General features: G+C 45.4%; 8 protein-coding genes. All 8 read right to left on the reverse strand.

Annotated features, from left to right (window positions below; genetic code table 11):
* Positions 1 to 261 precede the first annotated feature (261 nt).
* The 8 genes from J1C91_RS07190 to J1C91_RS07225 all read right to left on the reverse strand — a co-directional run bounded on the left by J1C91_RS07190 (position 262) and on the right by J1C91_RS07225 (position 17,865).
* The gene (locus J1C91_RS07190) at positions 262 to 10,428 is read right to left on the reverse strand and encodes a CshA/CshB family fibrillar adhesin-related protein (RefSeq protein WP_125439020.1); all 10,167 of its coding nucleotides are present in this window, start codon (positions 10,426 to 10,428) and stop codon (positions 262 to 264) included.
* Positions 10,429 to 10,598: 170 nt separating this feature from the next.
* Positions 10,599 to 11,090: a flavodoxin family protein gene (locus tag J1C91_RS07195; RefSeq protein WP_125439022.1), complete on the reverse strand. Its 492-nt coding sequence runs from the start codon at positions 11,088 to 11,090 to the stop codon at positions 10,599 to 10,601.
* A 74-nt stretch (positions 11,091 to 11,164) separates the two neighbouring features.
* Entirely contained in the window at positions 11,165 to 11,884 is a 720-nt protein-coding gene (gene budA, locus J1C91_RS07200; protein WP_125439024.1) for an acetolactate decarboxylase, read from the reverse strand.
* 150 nt (positions 11,885 to 12,034) lie between these two features.
* Entirely contained in the window at positions 12,035 to 13,264 is a 1,230-nt protein-coding gene (locus J1C91_RS07205; RefSeq protein WP_125439026.1) for a tetratricopeptide repeat protein, read from the reverse strand.
* Positions 13,251 to 14,429, reverse strand: a complete 1,179-nt coding sequence (locus tag J1C91_RS07210; protein WP_002910029.1) for an AI-2E family transporter — start codon at positions 14,427 to 14,429, stop codon at positions 13,251 to 13,253. The genes J1C91_RS07205 and J1C91_RS07210 overlap by 14 nt, the downstream gene beginning before the upstream one ends.
* A 170-nt stretch (positions 14,430 to 14,599) precedes the next feature.
* Positions 14,600 to 15,973: a sensor histidine kinase gene (locus J1C91_RS07215; protein WP_002910031.1), complete on the reverse strand. Its 1,374-nt coding sequence runs from the start codon at positions 15,971 to 15,973 to the stop codon at positions 14,600 to 14,602.
* On the reverse strand, positions 15,970 to 16,626 hold the full coding sequence (locus J1C91_RS07220; protein ID WP_002897805.1) for a response regulator transcription factor: 657 nt from the start codon (positions 16,624 to 16,626) through the stop codon (positions 15,970 to 15,972). Before J1C91_RS07220 ends, J1C91_RS07215 begins: the two co-directional genes overlap by 4 nt.
* 21 nt (positions 16,627 to 16,647) lie before the next feature.
* On the reverse strand, positions 16,648 to 17,865 hold the full coding sequence (locus J1C91_RS07225; RefSeq protein WP_002897806.1) for an ABC transporter permease: 1,218 nt from the start codon (positions 17,863 to 17,865) through the stop codon (positions 16,648 to 16,650).
* Positions 17,866 to 17,873 lie beyond the last annotated feature (8 nt).

Consider the following 17,873-nt stretch of genomic DNA (forward strand, 5'->3'; position numbering starts at 1 on the left):
ATATAAAAAATTTTTAAAAAAATTGACACAAAGCATTTTATAGTCTATTTTTGAAAACAAAAGAAAAAATAGACCATAGAAAAATCCTTATAAATTAAATAAATCTGGGAACATTTCAGATTCTACTTTAATGTTTGGTATTTTAAAAATGCTGTTATTATGAAGTTTTTTAAGATTTATTCCCTTGGATATAAAGAAAAAAGATTCACTAATGAATCTTTCCTCTTTTAATTCAGGTGTTAGAACCTAAGTTCTCACCTCTTAGTCTTCAGACTTTTTCTTCCGCTTCTCTAAGCCAATCAGTCCCAGACCTGATACTCCCGCAAGTAAGCTTGCAGCTAAGTATGAGGTTTCTTCTGTACCTGTCTTAGGAAGGGATTTTGCACCCTCACTCTTGGAAAGAGACGGCGGCGCAGGCGTAATCGTCCGCTCTGGCTGAACAGGATTTTCTGTCACAGTTGGAACGTAAACCGCTGAAATCGTCTGACCATTACGATCTTTGCGAATCACTGTCACACCATCAGCTTGGCCGACAAAGCCAGCTTCCGGTACAAAGGTCACTGTGCCATCTGGCGCAATCGTGTAGGTACCTTGGCCTGGAACAACCTTTTCAGTACTTCCATCCTCGAAAGTTGGCGGAACAGTTGGATCCACATCTCCTTCAAAGATTGGTTTACCAGTCTGTGGCTGGCCTTTGAGACCGGTGCTGCCGGTATCTTCTGTGGCCGTGCTTCCCAAAACAGTTGGGGTATAGGTTGCCGTCACGGCATTGCCATAAATATCTGAACGTTTCACGACAACTCCGCGAGCAGTTCCGACAAAGTCTGCTTCCGGCACAAAGGTCACTGCCCCCAGCATATTGAAACGATAAGTTCCTTCACCTGGGACAACCATTTCGGTGCTGCCGTCCGCAAAGGTCGGTGCCACTGCCTGGTCAATCGCCCCTTCAAAAGTTGGCGCGCCCGTTTGAGCTTGGCCCTTGCGGCCGCTGGACACACTGTCCTGACTGGTTGATGGTGCAACCACGGTCGGAACATAGCGAGCCGTCACTGAGGTGCCATTCTTATCACGGCGGACAAGGGTCACACCGCTTCCCTGACCAAGGAAATCAGCATCTGGAGTAAAGGTGACTGTGCCATCTGGTGCGATAGTATAAGTTCCCTGACCCGGAATAGTTTTTTCCTTGCTTCCGTCTTCGAAACTTGGTGCAATCGTCTCATCAATTGGAACCAATGGATCACCTGCTTCGAAGATAGGTTTGCCGGTTTGAACATGACCTTTGATATTTGTAGATGTGGTATCTTTACCAGTTGGGACTACTGCTTTCACTATCGCTTGATATTTGACAATAACAGGAGTTCCGTTAGCGTCTAAACGAATCAATCCCAATTCTGATGTTTCACCCTTGAATTGTTTTATTGGAGTGAAAGTCACCTTGTTATCGGCATCCACTTCGAACTTACCAACATTTGGTACTTCTTTAATATTCTTTCCGTTACCAAAAAGTGGAGTCGAACCAGCGGGGAATGGAACTAATTTATGTCCTGGCGTGAAAGTCACTTGACCTTTTTGAACCTGACCTTGCAAACCTTCTGTCTTAGTACCGGTGCCTGTTGGAGTTACCTTGGTAAACTCTGGACTGTAGGTCGCTGTCACTGGTGTGCCGTTCTTATCCACTCGTTTCACAGTGATTGGATCTGGTTTGCCTACAAATTGCTTGTTTGGCGTGAAGGTCACTGCGCCATCCGGAGTGATGGTATACGTTCCTTGACCTGGAATGGTCTTCTTCTTGCTTCCATCTTCAAAGGTTGGCTCAACAGTCTCATCAATCGGAACTAGTGGGTCCGCACCTTTGAAAGTTGGAGTGCCTGTTTGCGGAAGACCTTGTGGGCCAGTGCTCGTCACGGTGGTACTTGTTGGAGTTACCTCTTTCACTACTGCTTGGTACTTAACTGTAACAGGGGTACCATTGACATCAGTGCGAGTCAATTCAAGTTCTGGTGTTTCACCCTTGAATTGTTTGTCTGGAGTGAAAGTAACCTTGCCGTCTGCATCCACTTCGAACTTACCAACATTCGGCACTTCTTTGACAGAAGAACCATTATCAAACAGTGGAGTCGAATCCGTTGGGAATGGAACAGAATCATGGCCCGGAGTGAAGGTGACTTTGCCTTCTTGAACTTGGCCTTGCAAGCCTTCTGTTTTAGTGCCGGTACCTGTTGGAGTCACCTTGGTAAACTCTGGAATGTAAGTCGCAGTTACTGGAGTACCATTCTTATCCACACGTTTCACAGTGATTGGATCAGTTTTGCCTACGAATTGCTTCTCTGGAGTAAAGGTCACTGAGCCATCTGGAGTAATGGTGTAAGTTCCCTGACCTGGAATAGTCTTTTCCTTGCTGCCATCGTCGAAGCTTGGCTCAATTGTTTCATCAATCGGAACTAGTGGGTCACCACCTGTGAAGGTTGGAGTACCCGTTTGAGGAACACCCTGAGGACCAGTGCTGGTTGCGGTAGTTCCTATCGGGGTCACTTTCTCAACTGTAGGTGTGTACTTAGCGGTCACTGGCGTACCATTTTTGTCCACTCGCTTAACAACAACTGGGTCTGGTGTGCCAACAAATTGCTTGTCTGGTGTGAAAGTAACAGAACCATCTGGTGCCACTTCAAAAGTACCGACATTTGGAACTTCCTTGCGTTTGCTTCCATCATCAAAAGTCGCTGGAGCATCATTATCCATTGGTACATCTGGATTGCCACTGACAAAGTTTGGCTTACCTGTCTGTGGACGTCCTTGTTTACCAGTGCTGGTTGAGGTAGTACCTGTCGGAGTGACTTCTTTCACTACTGCTTGGTACTTGACAGTTGCTGGTGTTCCATTAGCATCAGTCCGAGTCAATTCGAATTCAGGTGTTTCACCCTTGAATTGTTTGTCTGGAGTGAAGGTGACCTTGCCATCTGCATCCACTTCGAACTTACCGACATTCGGTACTTCTTTGACAGAAGAACCATTGTCAAATAACGGAGTCGAACCAGCAGGAAATGGAACTGAATCATGGCCAGGTATGAAGGTCACTTTACCTTCTTGGACCTGACCTTGCAAGCCTTCTGTCTTAGTACCGGTTCCTGTCGGAGTTACAGCAGTCACAGTCGCTTGATAGTTAGCCTTAGCTACTGTACCATTGGCATCGGCACGGCTGAGTTCGATTTCTGGTGTCTTACCGACAAAGGTTTTGACTGGAGTAAAGGTAACATTACCCTCCATATCAACCTCGAACTTACCGACTTTGGCAATTTCTTTGACATTCGTGCCAGTATCAAAGACTGGTGTGCTGTCGGTTGGGAAGCCGACTTGCGGACTTCCGGCTTCAAAAGTAACCTTTCCTTTTTGAACTTGGCCTTGAAGCCCCTCTGTCTGAGCACCTGTCGCTCTTGGTGTGACTTTTTCAACAGTAGGCGTGTACTTTGCTGTCACAGGAGTGCCATTCTTGTCCACTCGCTTAACAGTTACCGGATCTGGTGTACCAACATATTGCTTGTCCGGTGTGAAAGTGACAGATCCATCTGGTGCTACTTCAAAGGTACCGACATTTGGTACTTCCTTGCGTTTGCTTCCATCATCGAAAGTCGCTGGTGTATCATTATCCAGTGGTACATTCGGGTCGCCACCAACAAAGTTTGGTTTACCCGTTTGTGGTCGGCCTTGTGGACCAGTGCTAGTTGAGGTAGTACCTGTCGGAGTGACTTCTCTCACTACCGCTTGGTACTTAACTGTAACAGGGGTACCATTGACATCAGTCCGAGTCAATTCAAGTTCCGGTGTTTCCCCCTTGAATTGTTTGTCTGGAGTGAAAGTCACCTTGCCATCCGCATCCACTTCGAACTTACCAACATTCGGTACTTTCTTCACTGTTGAATTGTTATCAAAAAGCGGAGTCGAACCAGCCGGGAATGGAACTGAATCATGACCAGGCGTGAAGGTCACTTTGCCTTCTTGGACTTGGCCTTGAAGACCTTCTGTTTTAGTGCCGGTACCTGTTGGAGTCACCTTGGTAAACTCTGGACTGTAAGTCGCAGTTACTGGAGTACCATTCTTATCCACTCGTTTCACAGTGATTGGATCTGGTCTGCCTACAAACTGCTTCCCTGGCGTGAAGGTCACTGATCCATCTGGAGTAATGGTGTAAGTTCCCTGACCTGGAATCTTCTTCTCCTTACTTCCATCTGCAAAGGTTGGCTCAACTGTTTCATCGATTGGAACCAGTGGATCTCCACCCTCAAAGGTTGGGGTACCAGTTTGTGGACGGCCTTGTGGACCGGTGCTAGTCGCGTCGGTGCCTGTTGGAGTTACTTTAGTGAACTCTGGACTGTAAGTCGCAGTTACTGGAGTGCCATTCTTATCCACTCGCTTCACTGTGATTGGATCAGGTTTGCCTACAAACTGCTTGTCTGGAGTAAAGGTCACTGCGCCATCTGGAGTAATGGTGTAAGTTCCCTGACCTGGAATGGTCTTTTTCTTGCTGCCATCGTCGAAAGTTGGCTCGACTGTTTCATCAATCGGAACTAGCGGATCCGCAGCTTTGAAGGTTGGAGTTCCTGTCTGCGGGATACCTTGAGGACCGGTGCTCGTAACGGTGGTACCTGTCGGAGTTACTTCTTTCACTACTGCTTGATATTTGACTGTAACTGGTGTGCCATTCACATCTGCTCGAATCAATGTCAGCTCAGGAGTTGTCCCCTTAAACTGCTTGTCTGGAGTGAAGGTAACAATACCATCTGCATCCACTTCGAACTTACCGATATTTGGTACTTCTTTAATATTTTTTCCGTTACCAAATAGCGGAGTCGAACCTGCTGGGAATGGAACTAATTCATGGCCTGGCGTGAAGATGACATGACCTTTTTGAACCTGACCTTGAAGACCCTCTGTCTTGTCACCAGTACCTGTCGGGGTAACAGCAATCACAGTCGCTTGGTAATTGGCTTTTGCTGCTGTACCGTTGACATCTGTACGGCTGAGTTCAACTTCTGGTGTCTTACCGACAAACGATTTGACTGGTGTGAAGGTAACATTCCCCTCTGTATCAACCTCGAACTTACCAACTTTGGTAATTTCTTTGACATTCGTGCCGGTGTCAAAGACAGGTGTACTGTTTTCTGGGAATCCGACTTGCGGACTTCCGGCTTCAAAAGTAACCTTGCCTTTTTGAACTTGACCTTGAAGCCCCTCTGTCTGAGCACCTGTCGCTCTTGGAGTCACTTTCTCAACTGTAGGCGTATACTTGGCTGTCACTGCTGTACCATTCTTATCTACCCGCTTAACAACAACTGGATCTGGTGTGCCTACAAATTGCTTATCTGGAGTAAAGGTGACAGAACCATCTGGTGCCACTTCAAAGATACCGACATTTGGAACAACCTTGCGCTTGCTTCCGTCGTCGAAAGTAGCCGGAGTGTCATTATCCAGTGGTACTCCCGGGGTGCCGCTTACGAAGTTTGGCTTGCCTGTTTGTGGGCGGCCTTGCTCACCAGTGCTGGTAATATTTGTTCCTGTTGGAATCACTTCTTTCACTACCGCTTGGTATTTGACTGTAACAGGAGTGCCATTCGCATCTGCTCGAATCAATGTTAGCTCAGGAGTGGTTCCCTTAAACTGCTTGTCTGGCGTGAAAGTAACCTTACCATTCGCATCGACTTCAAATTTTCCAACGGTTGGAATCTCTTTAACAGTCAAACCATTGTCAAAGAGTGGAGTTGTTTCAGCTGGAAACGGTACAGAATCATGACCTGGTGTGAAGGTAACATGGCCTTCTTGAACCTGGCCTTGCAGACCTTCTGTCTTATCACCAGTTCCTGTTGGAGTCACCTTTGTAAACTCTGGGCCGTAAGTTGCCGTCACCGATGTGCCATTCTTATCCACACGTTTCACAGTGATCAGATCTGGTTTGCCTACAAACTGCTTCTCCGGCGTGAAGGTCACTGCGCCATCTGGAGCAATGGTGTAAGTTCCCTGACCTGGAATAGCCTTTTCCTTGCTGCCATCTTTGAAAGTTGGCTCGACTGCTTCATCAATCGGAACTAGCGGATCACCACCTTGGAAAGTTGGGGTACCCGTTTGCGGAAGACCTTGAGGACCGGTGCTAGTCACATTAGTTCCTGTTGGGGTTACTGAAGTAACCGTCGCGATATAAGTAACTTTCGCGGCAATACCATTTGCATCTTTTCGAACAATGCTGATTTCCGGTGTTTCACCTACAAAGGTTTTAACTGGGGTAAAGGTAACATTGCCCTCTATATCCACTTCAAACTTACCGACTTTGGCAATTTCTTTGACATTCGTACCCGTGTCAAAGACTGGCGTGCTATTAGCTGGGAATCCTACTTTTGGATCGCCAGCTTTAAAAGTTACACGGCCTTTTTGAACTTGGCCTTGCGGACCTTCTGTCTGATCTCCCGTTCCCGTCGGAGTCACAGCGGTCACAGTCGCCCGATATTTGGCCTTGGCTACTGTTCCATTGACATCTGCACGGCTGAGTTCAACTTCTGGAGTTTTGCCTACAAAGGTTTTGACTGGAGTAAAGGTGACATTACCCTCTCCGTCTACTTCGAACTTGCCGATTTTGGCAATTTCTTTCACATTCGTGCCAGTATCAAAGACTGGCGTACTGTTTTCTGGGAAACCAACTTGAGGACTTCCTGGTTCAAAAGTAACCTTGCCTTTTTGTACTTGACCTTGAGGGCCTTTTGTCTGAGCGCCAGTTGCTCTTGGGGTCACTTTCTCAACAGTAGGCGTGTACTTGGCTGTCACAGGAGTGCCATTCTTATCGACACGTTTAACAACAACAGGATCTGGTGTGCCAACAAATTGCTTGTCCGGTGTGAAAGTGACAGATCCATCTGGTGTCACCTCAAATATACCAACATTTGGAACCACCTTGCGCTTACTTCCATCATCGAAAGTCGCAGGAGTGTCATTATCAAGTGGTACATCTGGGTTGCCACTGACAAAGTTTGGTTTACCTGTCTGTGGACGGCCTTGCTTACCAGTGCTGGTGATGTTTGTCCCTGTTGGAGTTACAGCAGTGACTGTCGCCTTGTAGATTGCTGTAGCTGTGCTGCCATTCGTATCTGTACGAGTAATCCTGATTTCTGGCGTAAGGCCTTTAAATTGTTTCTCTGGAGTAAAGGTGACAATTCCATTCACGTCCACTTCAAACTTACCAACAGTAGGCACTTCTTTAACAGTCGAACCATTTTCAAAGAGCGGAGTGGAGCCAACTGGAAAGGCCACCGTTTGTTTTTGACCGTTGACTTGCGCAGAACCTTCTGTGAAGCTGACTTTTCCTCGCTGAACTTGGCCTTGTATGCCACTGGTTTCAGCATTCGTCGCACTTGGTGCTGCTGCTTTTACATCAGCCTGATAGGTAGCTGTTACTTCTGTTCCATTGACATCTACTCGCTTGACAGTCTCTGCCGCTGGACGTCCAGTATAAGTCGGCAGTGGAGTAAAGGTTACTAGGCCTTGATTATCCACCTGATAGGTACCAACACCCGCAACTGTTTTAGTCTGGCTGCCATTATCAAAGGTTGGCAACATCTTGCTATCAATAGGTACACGATTATTGCCTGGATTGAAGGTCAGCTGTCCTGTCTGAACTGCACCTTGAATGCCCTCGCTGCTGGCACCTTGAGCAGATGGTCTAACAGGAGTCACCTTTGGCTGATAAATAGCTTGATGCGGAATACCTTTGCCATCAATCATTTGAACAGACACAGGGTCTACAGTACCAACAAAGTTTTTGTTTGGTTTGAAAGTAATCTTACCTGTTGCAGGCTCGACTTCAAAACGACCGACTTCCTGACCATTTGATAAAGCTGGAACTCTAGTATCATCTGTAGTCGTTCCATCTGCTTTCACAAATTTTACAGGATTTGCTGTACTTGGACTTTCCGGAGTTTTGCCAGCATCACCATCATTAAAGACAGGCGTCTTTTCTTGCGTTAGTCCTTGAGCATCCCTTGTTTCATACTTAGGAACATTCAGCACGGTTGGTACATAGCGTCCATCCATGGTGTTGAGCTGGTCATTGATGACTGCTTCAGCCTGATTCTTGGCAATCCAATCCGTACTTGCGCCATTAGTATCAAAACGACGAATGTTAATCCCCTGAGCAGTACCGACAAAGCCCGCCTTAGGCTCATATACCACATCTACATCAGCACCGTTTGCAGTTACTTTATAACGGCCTTCAGCAGTGTTATACCAGCCTTCTGCATCAGCTGTCAGGGCATTTCCTCTCGCATCCAATACAATCGGAGCTTTAGTAGTATCAATCGCTACTTTCTGATTTTCAGTATTTTGAGCAATCCCCTGTGGAGTGAAATGAAGAGTGGCTGTCTGTCTCTGGTCACGGATTCCAGTACTTTCCTTCTTCTCACCTTTTGGTGGATAGGTCAGTTCAACTTCTAAGTCTTCCACCTCACCACTAAATGCAGTTCCAGTTGGCTTTTCAATATCTCCCTTGTTCAAGGCAATCCGAACTCGCATTCCAAGCTTGCTAAGTTCAGGATTGGTCATGGCTGGATTCTTCTTAAAGTTGACAGTATAATCTCCCGCAGTTGTTACTTCGGTAAATTCACTGGCTTCGTCTTCGTCAAAGACACCATTATTATTGAAGTCAATCCAGGCACGGACATAGGCTTTTTCGTATCCGTTAGCTGAAGCATGGATGCGGAGAGAATAATCTCCGTCGTGCAGACGGTTTACTGGAAAAAGACCATTGGTTTTCCCGACTAAATCATCAGACAAGAGCTGATTAATACCTTCATCGGCTAAATCATTCTGATCGTCATGCTTCCAGTTGTTTCCAGATGTGGTATCAATATCAGCCGCAACACGGCCCAAGAATGGCTGTGGATTTTGACCGCCAGTTTCTGCATTGTATCTTGAAATAGCATGGATAGCTTTTCCATAGGAATCCGGTGCATCACCTTCATCGATTGCCATAAAACCAATCATCGCAGCCTGCTGACCAGAAGAAGCTATGTAAATACCAACCTCTGAAGCACCACGAGTCATGACAAGCGGAATTGTATTGTTTCTAGAAACGTTCGGTCCAAATACTTGACTTCCCAGTCCGCCAGTCTTTTGGTCAGGACTGACATAGGCCTGCCAATGAACACCAGTACCGTCAGTTCCAATAAATTGGCCTTCTGTAGTAGGCTTCATCGGCTTATAGGTTTCTGTAATCTCAGTAGTCACACCATTTGCGTCTGTAACTGTGCGCTTCCACTCGGCCAAATGTTCCCAACCCTTACCATTGGTTGTAAAGATAGCGTACTCACCCGGATTAGCTTCTTCACCATCAGCCATGACAACTGTTGCTTTAACTGGCTTCCCACGATATCTAGCTTCAACTTTGAACTTCACGCCATAGTTGGCTTCATCTTTAGGAACCTGCAGTTGGGTCTTACGACCTTTAGTATCAATTCCTTCTGACTTAATAGCTGAATATTGATTCTGAGCAGCACCAGTAATTTTAGGACGGTAATCATCACCATACCAATACTGATAAGCATAATTATTACTATTGTTATATTGAAGCCAAGTATTTTTTGCATTGGGATCATAACTGCTTTCGTACTCAGTTCCCTTTACTCGATCACGATAGATCTCTGTCGCATAGAAAGGTTTCAATTCCGTAACGGTCAGTTTGACCACATAGCCTGGAGAAATCTCTTTTTCATAAACCGTTCCAACTTTAAAGGAGCCATCTCTATCTAGATTTCTCAGTGATTTCGTATCACCAAAATCTAGCCAGTTTACTTGCTTCATCAACTCATCAGAGCGTTTTCTTACAGATTCTTCCAGTGTTGGTTTAGAAACTGTAGGATTAGCTGTTGCATCTTGTATGGCAGAACTAGCTTGGCCAGTAGGACTGGTAGTACGAAATGATGTTCCTGTCTCCATTGGCTGGCCATTACGCTCAGACCTAGGCATAGCTGCAGAACTTGGTTTTGGCGTATATTGCACTGAATAAGAGCGCGTCCGACTAGTTTCAGCAGGTCCTGCTTCATTAGAGGTCTCAGCTGTTTGATTAGCTTCTTGTGCCTTTTCAGATGTCGCTTGCTCTGGAGCTGCAGCTGGGCTTACCAGCTGATTTTGATCCGCACTTGCTTCTGAGTTAGCTGTTTCAGAAACAGCAGATGTTGCTGTATTTTCATTAGCAGGCTGACTGACAGCAGAGTCCGTCGGTTTTTCTGGCAGTGAGATATTATCATCCACAGTTCCGCTGGCAGTTTCATCTGCATTGACTGTAGCCGCAGTACCTAAAAGGAAAACGGTAGATAATAATACCGAGCAAACTCCAACATTTAATTTTCGAATCGAAAATTTGTTTAAATGGGGGTTAAATAATTCTTTTCCCATAGAATCTCCTATATTAATATTTAATAGCAATAGGTATTATACACCATTTAATTTTAGTTAGCCATGGATATGACTGTAGTTGAGGGGCATAGTGTCCAAAAATAGACACATAAAAAAAAGGCTCCATTTTTATAGTAAAAAAGAAGATCCGCAAACGAATCTTCTCACTTTTAACCTTCTGATAAAACCTTATCTAATTTTTCCTGCAGGGCTGCTAATTCCCAACCTTCGATTTCTTTTAGCTTATGATTGGTCACTGCCAGCCCCTCATATTTGAGTCCGCAGTTCCGGCAAAAGCGGCTCATCACGTAGTCCAGCATTTCAATTTCTTTGCTGGGCTGAAAACCTTGCAAGAGCAGGAAAACCTTTTTGCCCTTGAGTGCTTCTTGCGGCTCATGCACATCAGCTACTCGGTCCAACAAAGTTTTTAGCAAACCTGAAAAAGACCACCAATAAATAGGACTGGTAAACACCAGTACATCGGCTTGGCTCAGCTGCTCATAGACTTGAAAGAACTGATCGTTTTCTGCTGACTGGCCATATTGCTCAATATGATAGTCCACTAATTGAAGAGCTTCATAATCTCTATCTCGCAGAAAAAAGTGCCCCAGCTTAAAACTATTGCCATTCCTATTTGGGCTGGCGTTTACCAAATAAATCATAGCTTCTCTTCCCCTCTATTCTTTTTCCAATTATATCAAAAAAGAGGGAAACAAACAATGCTCCCCCCTACTATTTATTCCGACTTTTCCATATCTTCTTTCATCTCATCCATATTAAACTTAGCAAAGAGATACTTGCGATCCTGAACTGGAAAACGCTGATCCAGCTGGTCTACAGCACCCAACTCGACGACACCTTCTTTGATAACAAAATCCATAACATGTCCGCCAAAAGTCAGATCATCCGATACAAAATGCAGATGATAGCCTGCCAGACTGACCCCGTGGAAAATCTCAGGCGTCCAGATACCAACGATGGTGCCTGTGATATTTTCCTTACAGTACTCAGGCTGATTGACCGCTACTTCTGCAAACTTACGCTCCGTTGTAGACTTGGGAATCATCCGAACATGCATGCGGGCGAAATCGCCGTGAATCTTGATAGAGCGGAAAAGATTTTCCCCATCATAATAAGACTCAATCCGCTTCTCCAGTTCTTTGTCATCCATCTCAAAACGCTGACGGAAAATGACCTCCGCTTGGTGAGGAACCACTGCCGCATAAGGTACTGTCATATCCGGTGACACCTCAACCACTTCTGGCACTTCTCCAGAGCCCTTTGCCTGATAAGCCTTACCATCGAGAATAATGAGCTCACCATCAATAGAGTCCAACGTTCCCAAACCCAAATCTCCATACTGCAGCAGCTCTCCAACAGTCATACTACCGTCGTAAAGACCAGCCATCAAAGCTCCCAAAGTATTATATTGAAATAATTTGATTGGTTCTGCCATTCTTTTTCCTTAATCTTTCTCTTCCTAAAAATATTATTGCCCATCCAGCTAAGCTTTATTCTTCCTTATTACATGTGCTTACTAAATTTCTACCGCCAATCATTATACCATAAATCGCGGGAAAGGGCTGAGCGAGTGCCTCTTCAGCTATTATAAATTTTCATAAAGCTCCTGCATACTCCCATCATCAGGTACCAATCTCAGGTAAGAAGCCGCAGCCCTTTTAGCTTCTTCAAATCTGCCTAGTTCACGCAAAAGATAGACATACTGCTCCAAAAACTCTGGATTGTCTTGCAATTCACGAGCCAGTTGATCATAGAGTTCCTCTGCTTTTTCCAGATTTTCCAAGGCCTGATAAGCACGCGCCAGATTCCATCTGGTCAAGGCATTATCGACTTCTTGCTCTGCAAATTCTAAAATATCCTCATAGCGCTCCTGCTCCAAATAAAGAGTAGTCAATCGCAAGGCAATCTCTTCCAAATCATCCGCATCTTCCTGAGCCTGCAAGAGATAATGTTCAGCCGCTTTCTCATCATGAAGTTCATAAGAAAGCTGTGAGGCTAGGAGCAAGAGCCGAGTCTCAAAAGGATTCTTAGCCAAGCCTTGCTGAGCAAGAGTCAGGGCTTCAGCCGTCCGATGCTCCGTATGAAGAGACAAGGCATAGCCATACTCGTAGCCTTCAAAATCCGGCGACAGAGTATCTAATTGCTTAAAATAAAGATTGGCTTTCTGGTATTCTTCCTGATCCGCTAATATAGTTGCTAGCTCATAAACCGCAGCATCGTCATACTCAAGCTCAACCGCTTTCTCCAAAAACTCAATAGCCACTGCAAATTTTCCAAGACTGGCATAGCATACCCCAATTCGCTGATAGGTTGAGACGCCTGTCTGCTCAAAGATTGAGCGATTGTCCAGCTGGGCGTATTCCTTAATCGCCTGAGAAAAATCCCCCAGCTCCATATCTATCTCAGCCAGACCAAAGGTTACCAAAGGCTCATCAGTCAGCTTTGCTGCCTGAGCTAATTTTTCACGAGCCACATCAGGCAGTCCCTCTAGCTGATAGAGGTCAGCCTTAGCCAGGAGAGCAGCAACATACCAGTCACTGTCTGGCTGAATCTCCTCAAGATAGGCAAACGCCTGCTCCAACTCTCCATCATCACTGGCAATAGCTGCCAAGCTTATATAAGAAGCCGGATAGTCAGGAGCCAACTTTTCAAAAATACGCTTGGCCTGAGGGAAAAAGCCGATACTCTCTAAGTAATCGGCCAAATCCAATAATTCTTCTTCGCTGTCTGCAGTCAGGGCTTGCTCGAAACAGCGATCAGCCAGAGCTAGGTCCTGCTCCTGTAAAGCTGCCAACATTTGCTCACTCTTGCTCACTGATTTCTCCTTCTTGTTCAAAATCGGCTTCATAGAGGCCACTTACTTTCTGATACCACTTAAAGATGGCCGCAATGGCAACCTTGGCTGAAGCATAGGCAGGAATTCCCAGGAAAACGCCCCAAATGCCAAACATGGTACCAGAAGTTAATAATACGAATAAAATCGTAATTGGATGAATACTGAGCTGACTGCCCAAGACCAGAGGAGAAACAAAACGCCCCTCGATTGTCTGCTCAACGATGAAAACGACAATGACTTTAGCCAGCATCACTGGACCGCCAGCAATCAAACCGATTGCCAGAGCCGGAAGCATAGCCAAAAAGCTGCCCAGATAAGGTACCAGATTGAGAACTCCTGCAATTACTCCAAGAGTGACACCATAGCGCAGACCAATAATCTTGAAGAAAACGATAAACATCAGAGCTACAATGATAGCGACCGTCACCTGACCGCGCACATAGTTGGCCAGCTGGCTGTTGATATCCGTCATCACTTGACCAAAGGAAGCGCGGAATTTAGTTGGCAGAAACTGGGTCACATAGCCTTTCAGGTTTTTCCCGTCTCTCAGCAGGTAAAAAAGGATAAAAGGCATGATGATAATTGCCACGATGATCTGCGAAGTTGTACTGATTAAGTTCCCCGCCCAATTGACTGCCCGCGATGAAAAATTGCTGGCCCAATCGGTAATCTGGCTAGACAGATTGCTAGTGTATTCTTCAATCTGCGGCTTGAAATCTGCCGAAATATACTTAGTCACGACATCATCAATGAACTTGTCAGCCTGCTTCAGATAAGCTGGAACATTTCTAACAAAGGCCATGACCTGATGCTGCAAACTAGGAATAGCAACAGCCAAGCCCCAGATAATCAAAAAAGCAATTAAAACAAAGACAATGGTAATAGCAACCAATCGATTAATCTTGTGCTTTTCCATCCAGTCTACGATGGGATTTAACAGATAATAAAGCAGGCCAGCTAAAATAACCGGCAGCATGATTACTCCCAAAAATTCAATGACTGGGCTAAAAATAAAACTGATTTTACTAAGTATAAAAATATTCAGCCCCATCAAAAGGGTTACTAGAAATACTGTAATGGCCTTGTTATCCAAAAACCATTTAAAAAACCAAGATAGGCTAAAATCTTTCTCTTTGTGCTCCATATTCTCCTCCTTTAACTCGTCATTTTATTGTAACATTTTTCAGAGAAAAATTCTCTGCTCAGCTATAGGGAGACGCAAAAAAAGAGAGGAGCCAGAAGACTTGTATTTTTCACAAAATACAGCTTCTGACTTCTCTCTTCGGCTCCTGCAGGGCCAGCTAGAATGCAAGGCTATTTTTCGACAGCTGGCAGAGAAATGCTAAAGTGCATCTTCCGCCCATCAAGGGCTTCAAACTGATATCGCAGACCATGCTTGTCCAAAATCTGCTGAACGATAAAGAGTCCCAGACCTGTCCCGCCATCCTTGCGATTGCGACTGTAGTCTGGCCGGTAGAAAGGCTGAAAAATCTGCTGGATTTGGTCTTTGTTTAAGACTCGTTCTGCTTCATTTTCGATGACTAGTTTACGCTCTTCCAGCCTAAGTAGAATCTCCCCGCCTTCCACTGTATAATGAAAGGCATTGTCCAGAAGATTCTTGATAGCTTTGAGCAGATAAGTTCGGTTACCCTTGACCTTGGCTTCTGTCAGCTCAACCTGAAAATGGTAGTGTCTGACATCTGCTAAAACTCGATAGGTACTCAGATTTTCCTCCAAGACCTGCTTGAGTGAAAAGACTTCCTGTTCAGTTTCAGTCTTCATCTCCAGTTTAGAAATGGCTAAGATAGACTGGACTAACTCCGACTGCTCCTCTAGGATTTCTCGGCACTTCTGCAAGTACTTGTCGCGATCCTTGAACTCTCCAACACCATAAATCATGCCATCGACCATTCCCATCATGCTGGTAATGGGTGTCTTGAGCTCATGCGATGTCATTCGCAAAAATTCAGCCTTTTCCCGCTCGCTTTCTGCTACCTTTTCATTTTCCAGGCGCAGAGCCTCGATACTGGTCAGCAGATTAGCATAGAGATGATTGATGTCTTGGGCCAGTTCGGCAATCTCATCACGCCCCTTGACCTGACAGGTCACATCGGGCGCCAGACTCGTCATTTGACGGGTGCTATTAGAGATGGCTTTGATCCGCTGACTGGAAGTCCGGCTATAGAGATAGGCAGCCAGACCGCCCAGACTCAGAGATATGATCAAGACAAATGGATAGAGATTGAGCAAAATCCGACTAGCATCAGAAACAGGCTGTAAGGAATATTCTCCTCTCAGGACAACTTCTTTACCATCTGAAGTTCGAAAGCTTTCTGATAAACTCTTGCTCTCATAGTCGCTGTTGGCAATCGTTGGGACGATGGTCAGTTGCAAAGAACTTTCATCGCCAGCTTCAAGAGAGGGATAGAGAATCGTATTGTCTTTCGCCAGCAAGGTAAACCAAATTAGATTGCTCTTTTTACTATAATCACTCAACAGCTCGCCGATTTCCTGACTGGACTTCCCCTTGACTTGCTTGGAAACTTGGTCAAATTCCCGCTGAGCTTCTCCACTCTTAACCTGCTGATAATATACAGGCATGGCAAAGTAGAGACTGGCTAGAACGATAGTAACCACCACGAAAATGATGGACGAGGTCAAGAGAAAGTTCTTTTTGACAATTTTCACTTGTCTTCTCCTCCAAGCTGGTAACCCATACCCGTAATGGTTTTCAGCGGTACACCTGGAATCTTTTTGCGGATATTCTTGATATGATTATCCAGCACCCGACTATCCAGTTCGCTGTAGCCCCAAATGGTATTCATCAGCTGATCTCGGGTCACCAAGTGCCCCTTCCTCTTAGCCAGAGTCTGCAAGATTTCATATTCTTTCTTGGTCAGAGGCATTTTCTCACCTTGCCAGTAAACCGTGCAGTCATCAATAGAAACCGTCAGGTCGCCAACAGCAATCTCTGAAGCAACTGTATTTCTGCGCAGAATATTCTCAATCCGTTTGACCAAGATTAGCGGTGAAAAAGGCTTGGTTACATAATCACTGATGAGGTGATTAAAGCTGACCAGCTGGGTATACTCGTCATCAAGTGCTGTCAAGATCATGACCGGAATCTGAGAAGTCTTGCGGATTTCCTTCAGTACTTCCAGACCGCTCTTGGTCGGCAGCATCATATCTAAAATGACCAGATCAAAGGGCTCTTCTTCAAAAGCCTGCAAAGCATCGCCTCCGTCAAAGACTGGCCTTACCTCATACTGACTTTCCTTTAAAAACTCGCAAATCACTTGATTAATCGTCGTATCATCTTCCACCACTAGAATCTTGTGCATACTTAGCTTTTTCTCCTTTACCTATTCAAATCGCAGGGCTTCGATCGGATCCAGCTTAGATGCTTTCACAGCTGGCAGGAGCCCAAATACTACTCCTATTATACAACAAAAGAGCAAACTTACAAAGACAGAAAAGAGGGATAAAATATACGGATAGGCTAGAGACTGGGTGATGGCAAAGCCCGAGGCGATACCAGCCACCACGCCAATAATTCCTCCCATCAGGGTCAGGATGACTGCCTCAATCAGGAACTGCTTGAGGATGATCTTCCGCCGAGCTCCCAGAGCCTTTTTAATCCCGATTTCACGAGTCCGCTCTGTCACTGAAACCAACATGATATTCATAACACCGATACCTCCGACTAGTAGGGAGATACTGGCAATACCTGCTAGCAAGACGAAGTTAGACTTGTTGAGATTGTCCAGCTGCCGTTCAAATTCCTGCAGGTTGAGCACACCAAACATATAGTCTGACGGGGGCATTTGCTGATTGAGATAATCACTGACCTTCTTGGCCACCTTCTTCAAATCATCAGCCTTGTGGGTTTGGACAGTCACTTCAGGACTGACATTAATGGTATCAAAAATCCGATGCCACTGCTGCAGGGGAATATAGGCCACCTTTTCCGCACCAGCTGTTAAACCACTCTGCTCAGTCGACTCAAACACGCCAATGACCTTAAAGGGATTGCCCAAGACTTCCACATACTTGCCGATACCATCACCCTTTGGAAAAAGACTGTCATAAAGGGACTTTTCCAGATAGGTCACCTGCTCTTGATTTTTAAAGGCTTCTGAGTCAAATCCCTCACCTTCTAGCAGACGTTGCTGCTTGATGTCAGCGGCTGTCTGCGAAACCGCCTGAATCTTCCCAGATGACTTTTGGCTCAGGTAGTAAATCTTCTCATCTGTACCATAGGTCAGCAGAGCATTCTTGACCCCAGAGATTTCCTTAATCTTACTCAGCACATCCTCTCCCATAAAGGGAATGTAAGAAGGCTTCTGAGCTTGAGATTTCTCTGGAATGGTCGGATCGATGGCGCTTTTCTTATCATAAACGACCTTGATTGTGTTATTGTTCCCGCCAATGAGCTGACGCTTGGTATTTTCCGTATTTCCCTCAATGATAGAAAAGATAGCGATGATAGCGCCTATCCCGATGATAATCCCCAACATGGTCAGCATAGAGCGCATTTTATGCGACAAGATTGAATTCAGAGCTACAAAAATATCTTCCATACAGCTTC

It is taken from the genome of Streptococcus sanguinis (assembly GCF_050222175.1).
GTDB classification, from domain to species: Bacteria; Bacillota; Bacilli; order Lactobacillales; family Streptococcaceae; genus Streptococcus; species Streptococcus sanguinis_M.

Coding starts and splice junctions, on each gene's coding strand:
- J1C91_RS07190 (WP_125439020.1), bottom strand. CDS start 10,428: ATGGGAAAAGAATTATTTAACCCCCATTTAAACAAATTTTCGATTCGA.
- J1C91_RS07195 (WP_125439022.1), bottom strand. CDS start 11,090: ATGATTTATTTGGTAAACGCCAGCCCAAATAGGAATGGCAATAGTTTT.
- budA (WP_125439024.1), bottom strand. CDS start 11,884: ATGGCAGAACCAATCAAATTATTTCAATATAATACTTTGGGAGCTTTG.
- J1C91_RS07210 (WP_002910029.1), bottom strand. CDS start 14,429: ATGGAGCACAAAGAGAAAGATTTTAGCCTATCTTGGTTTTTTAAATGG.
- J1C91_RS07220 (WP_002897805.1), bottom strand. CDS start 16,626: ATGCACAAGATTCTAGTGGTGGAAGATGATACGACGATTAATCAAGTG.
- J1C91_RS07225 (WP_002897806.1), bottom strand. CDS start 17,865: ATGGAAGATATTTTTGTAGCTCTGAATTCAATCTTGTCGCATAAAATG.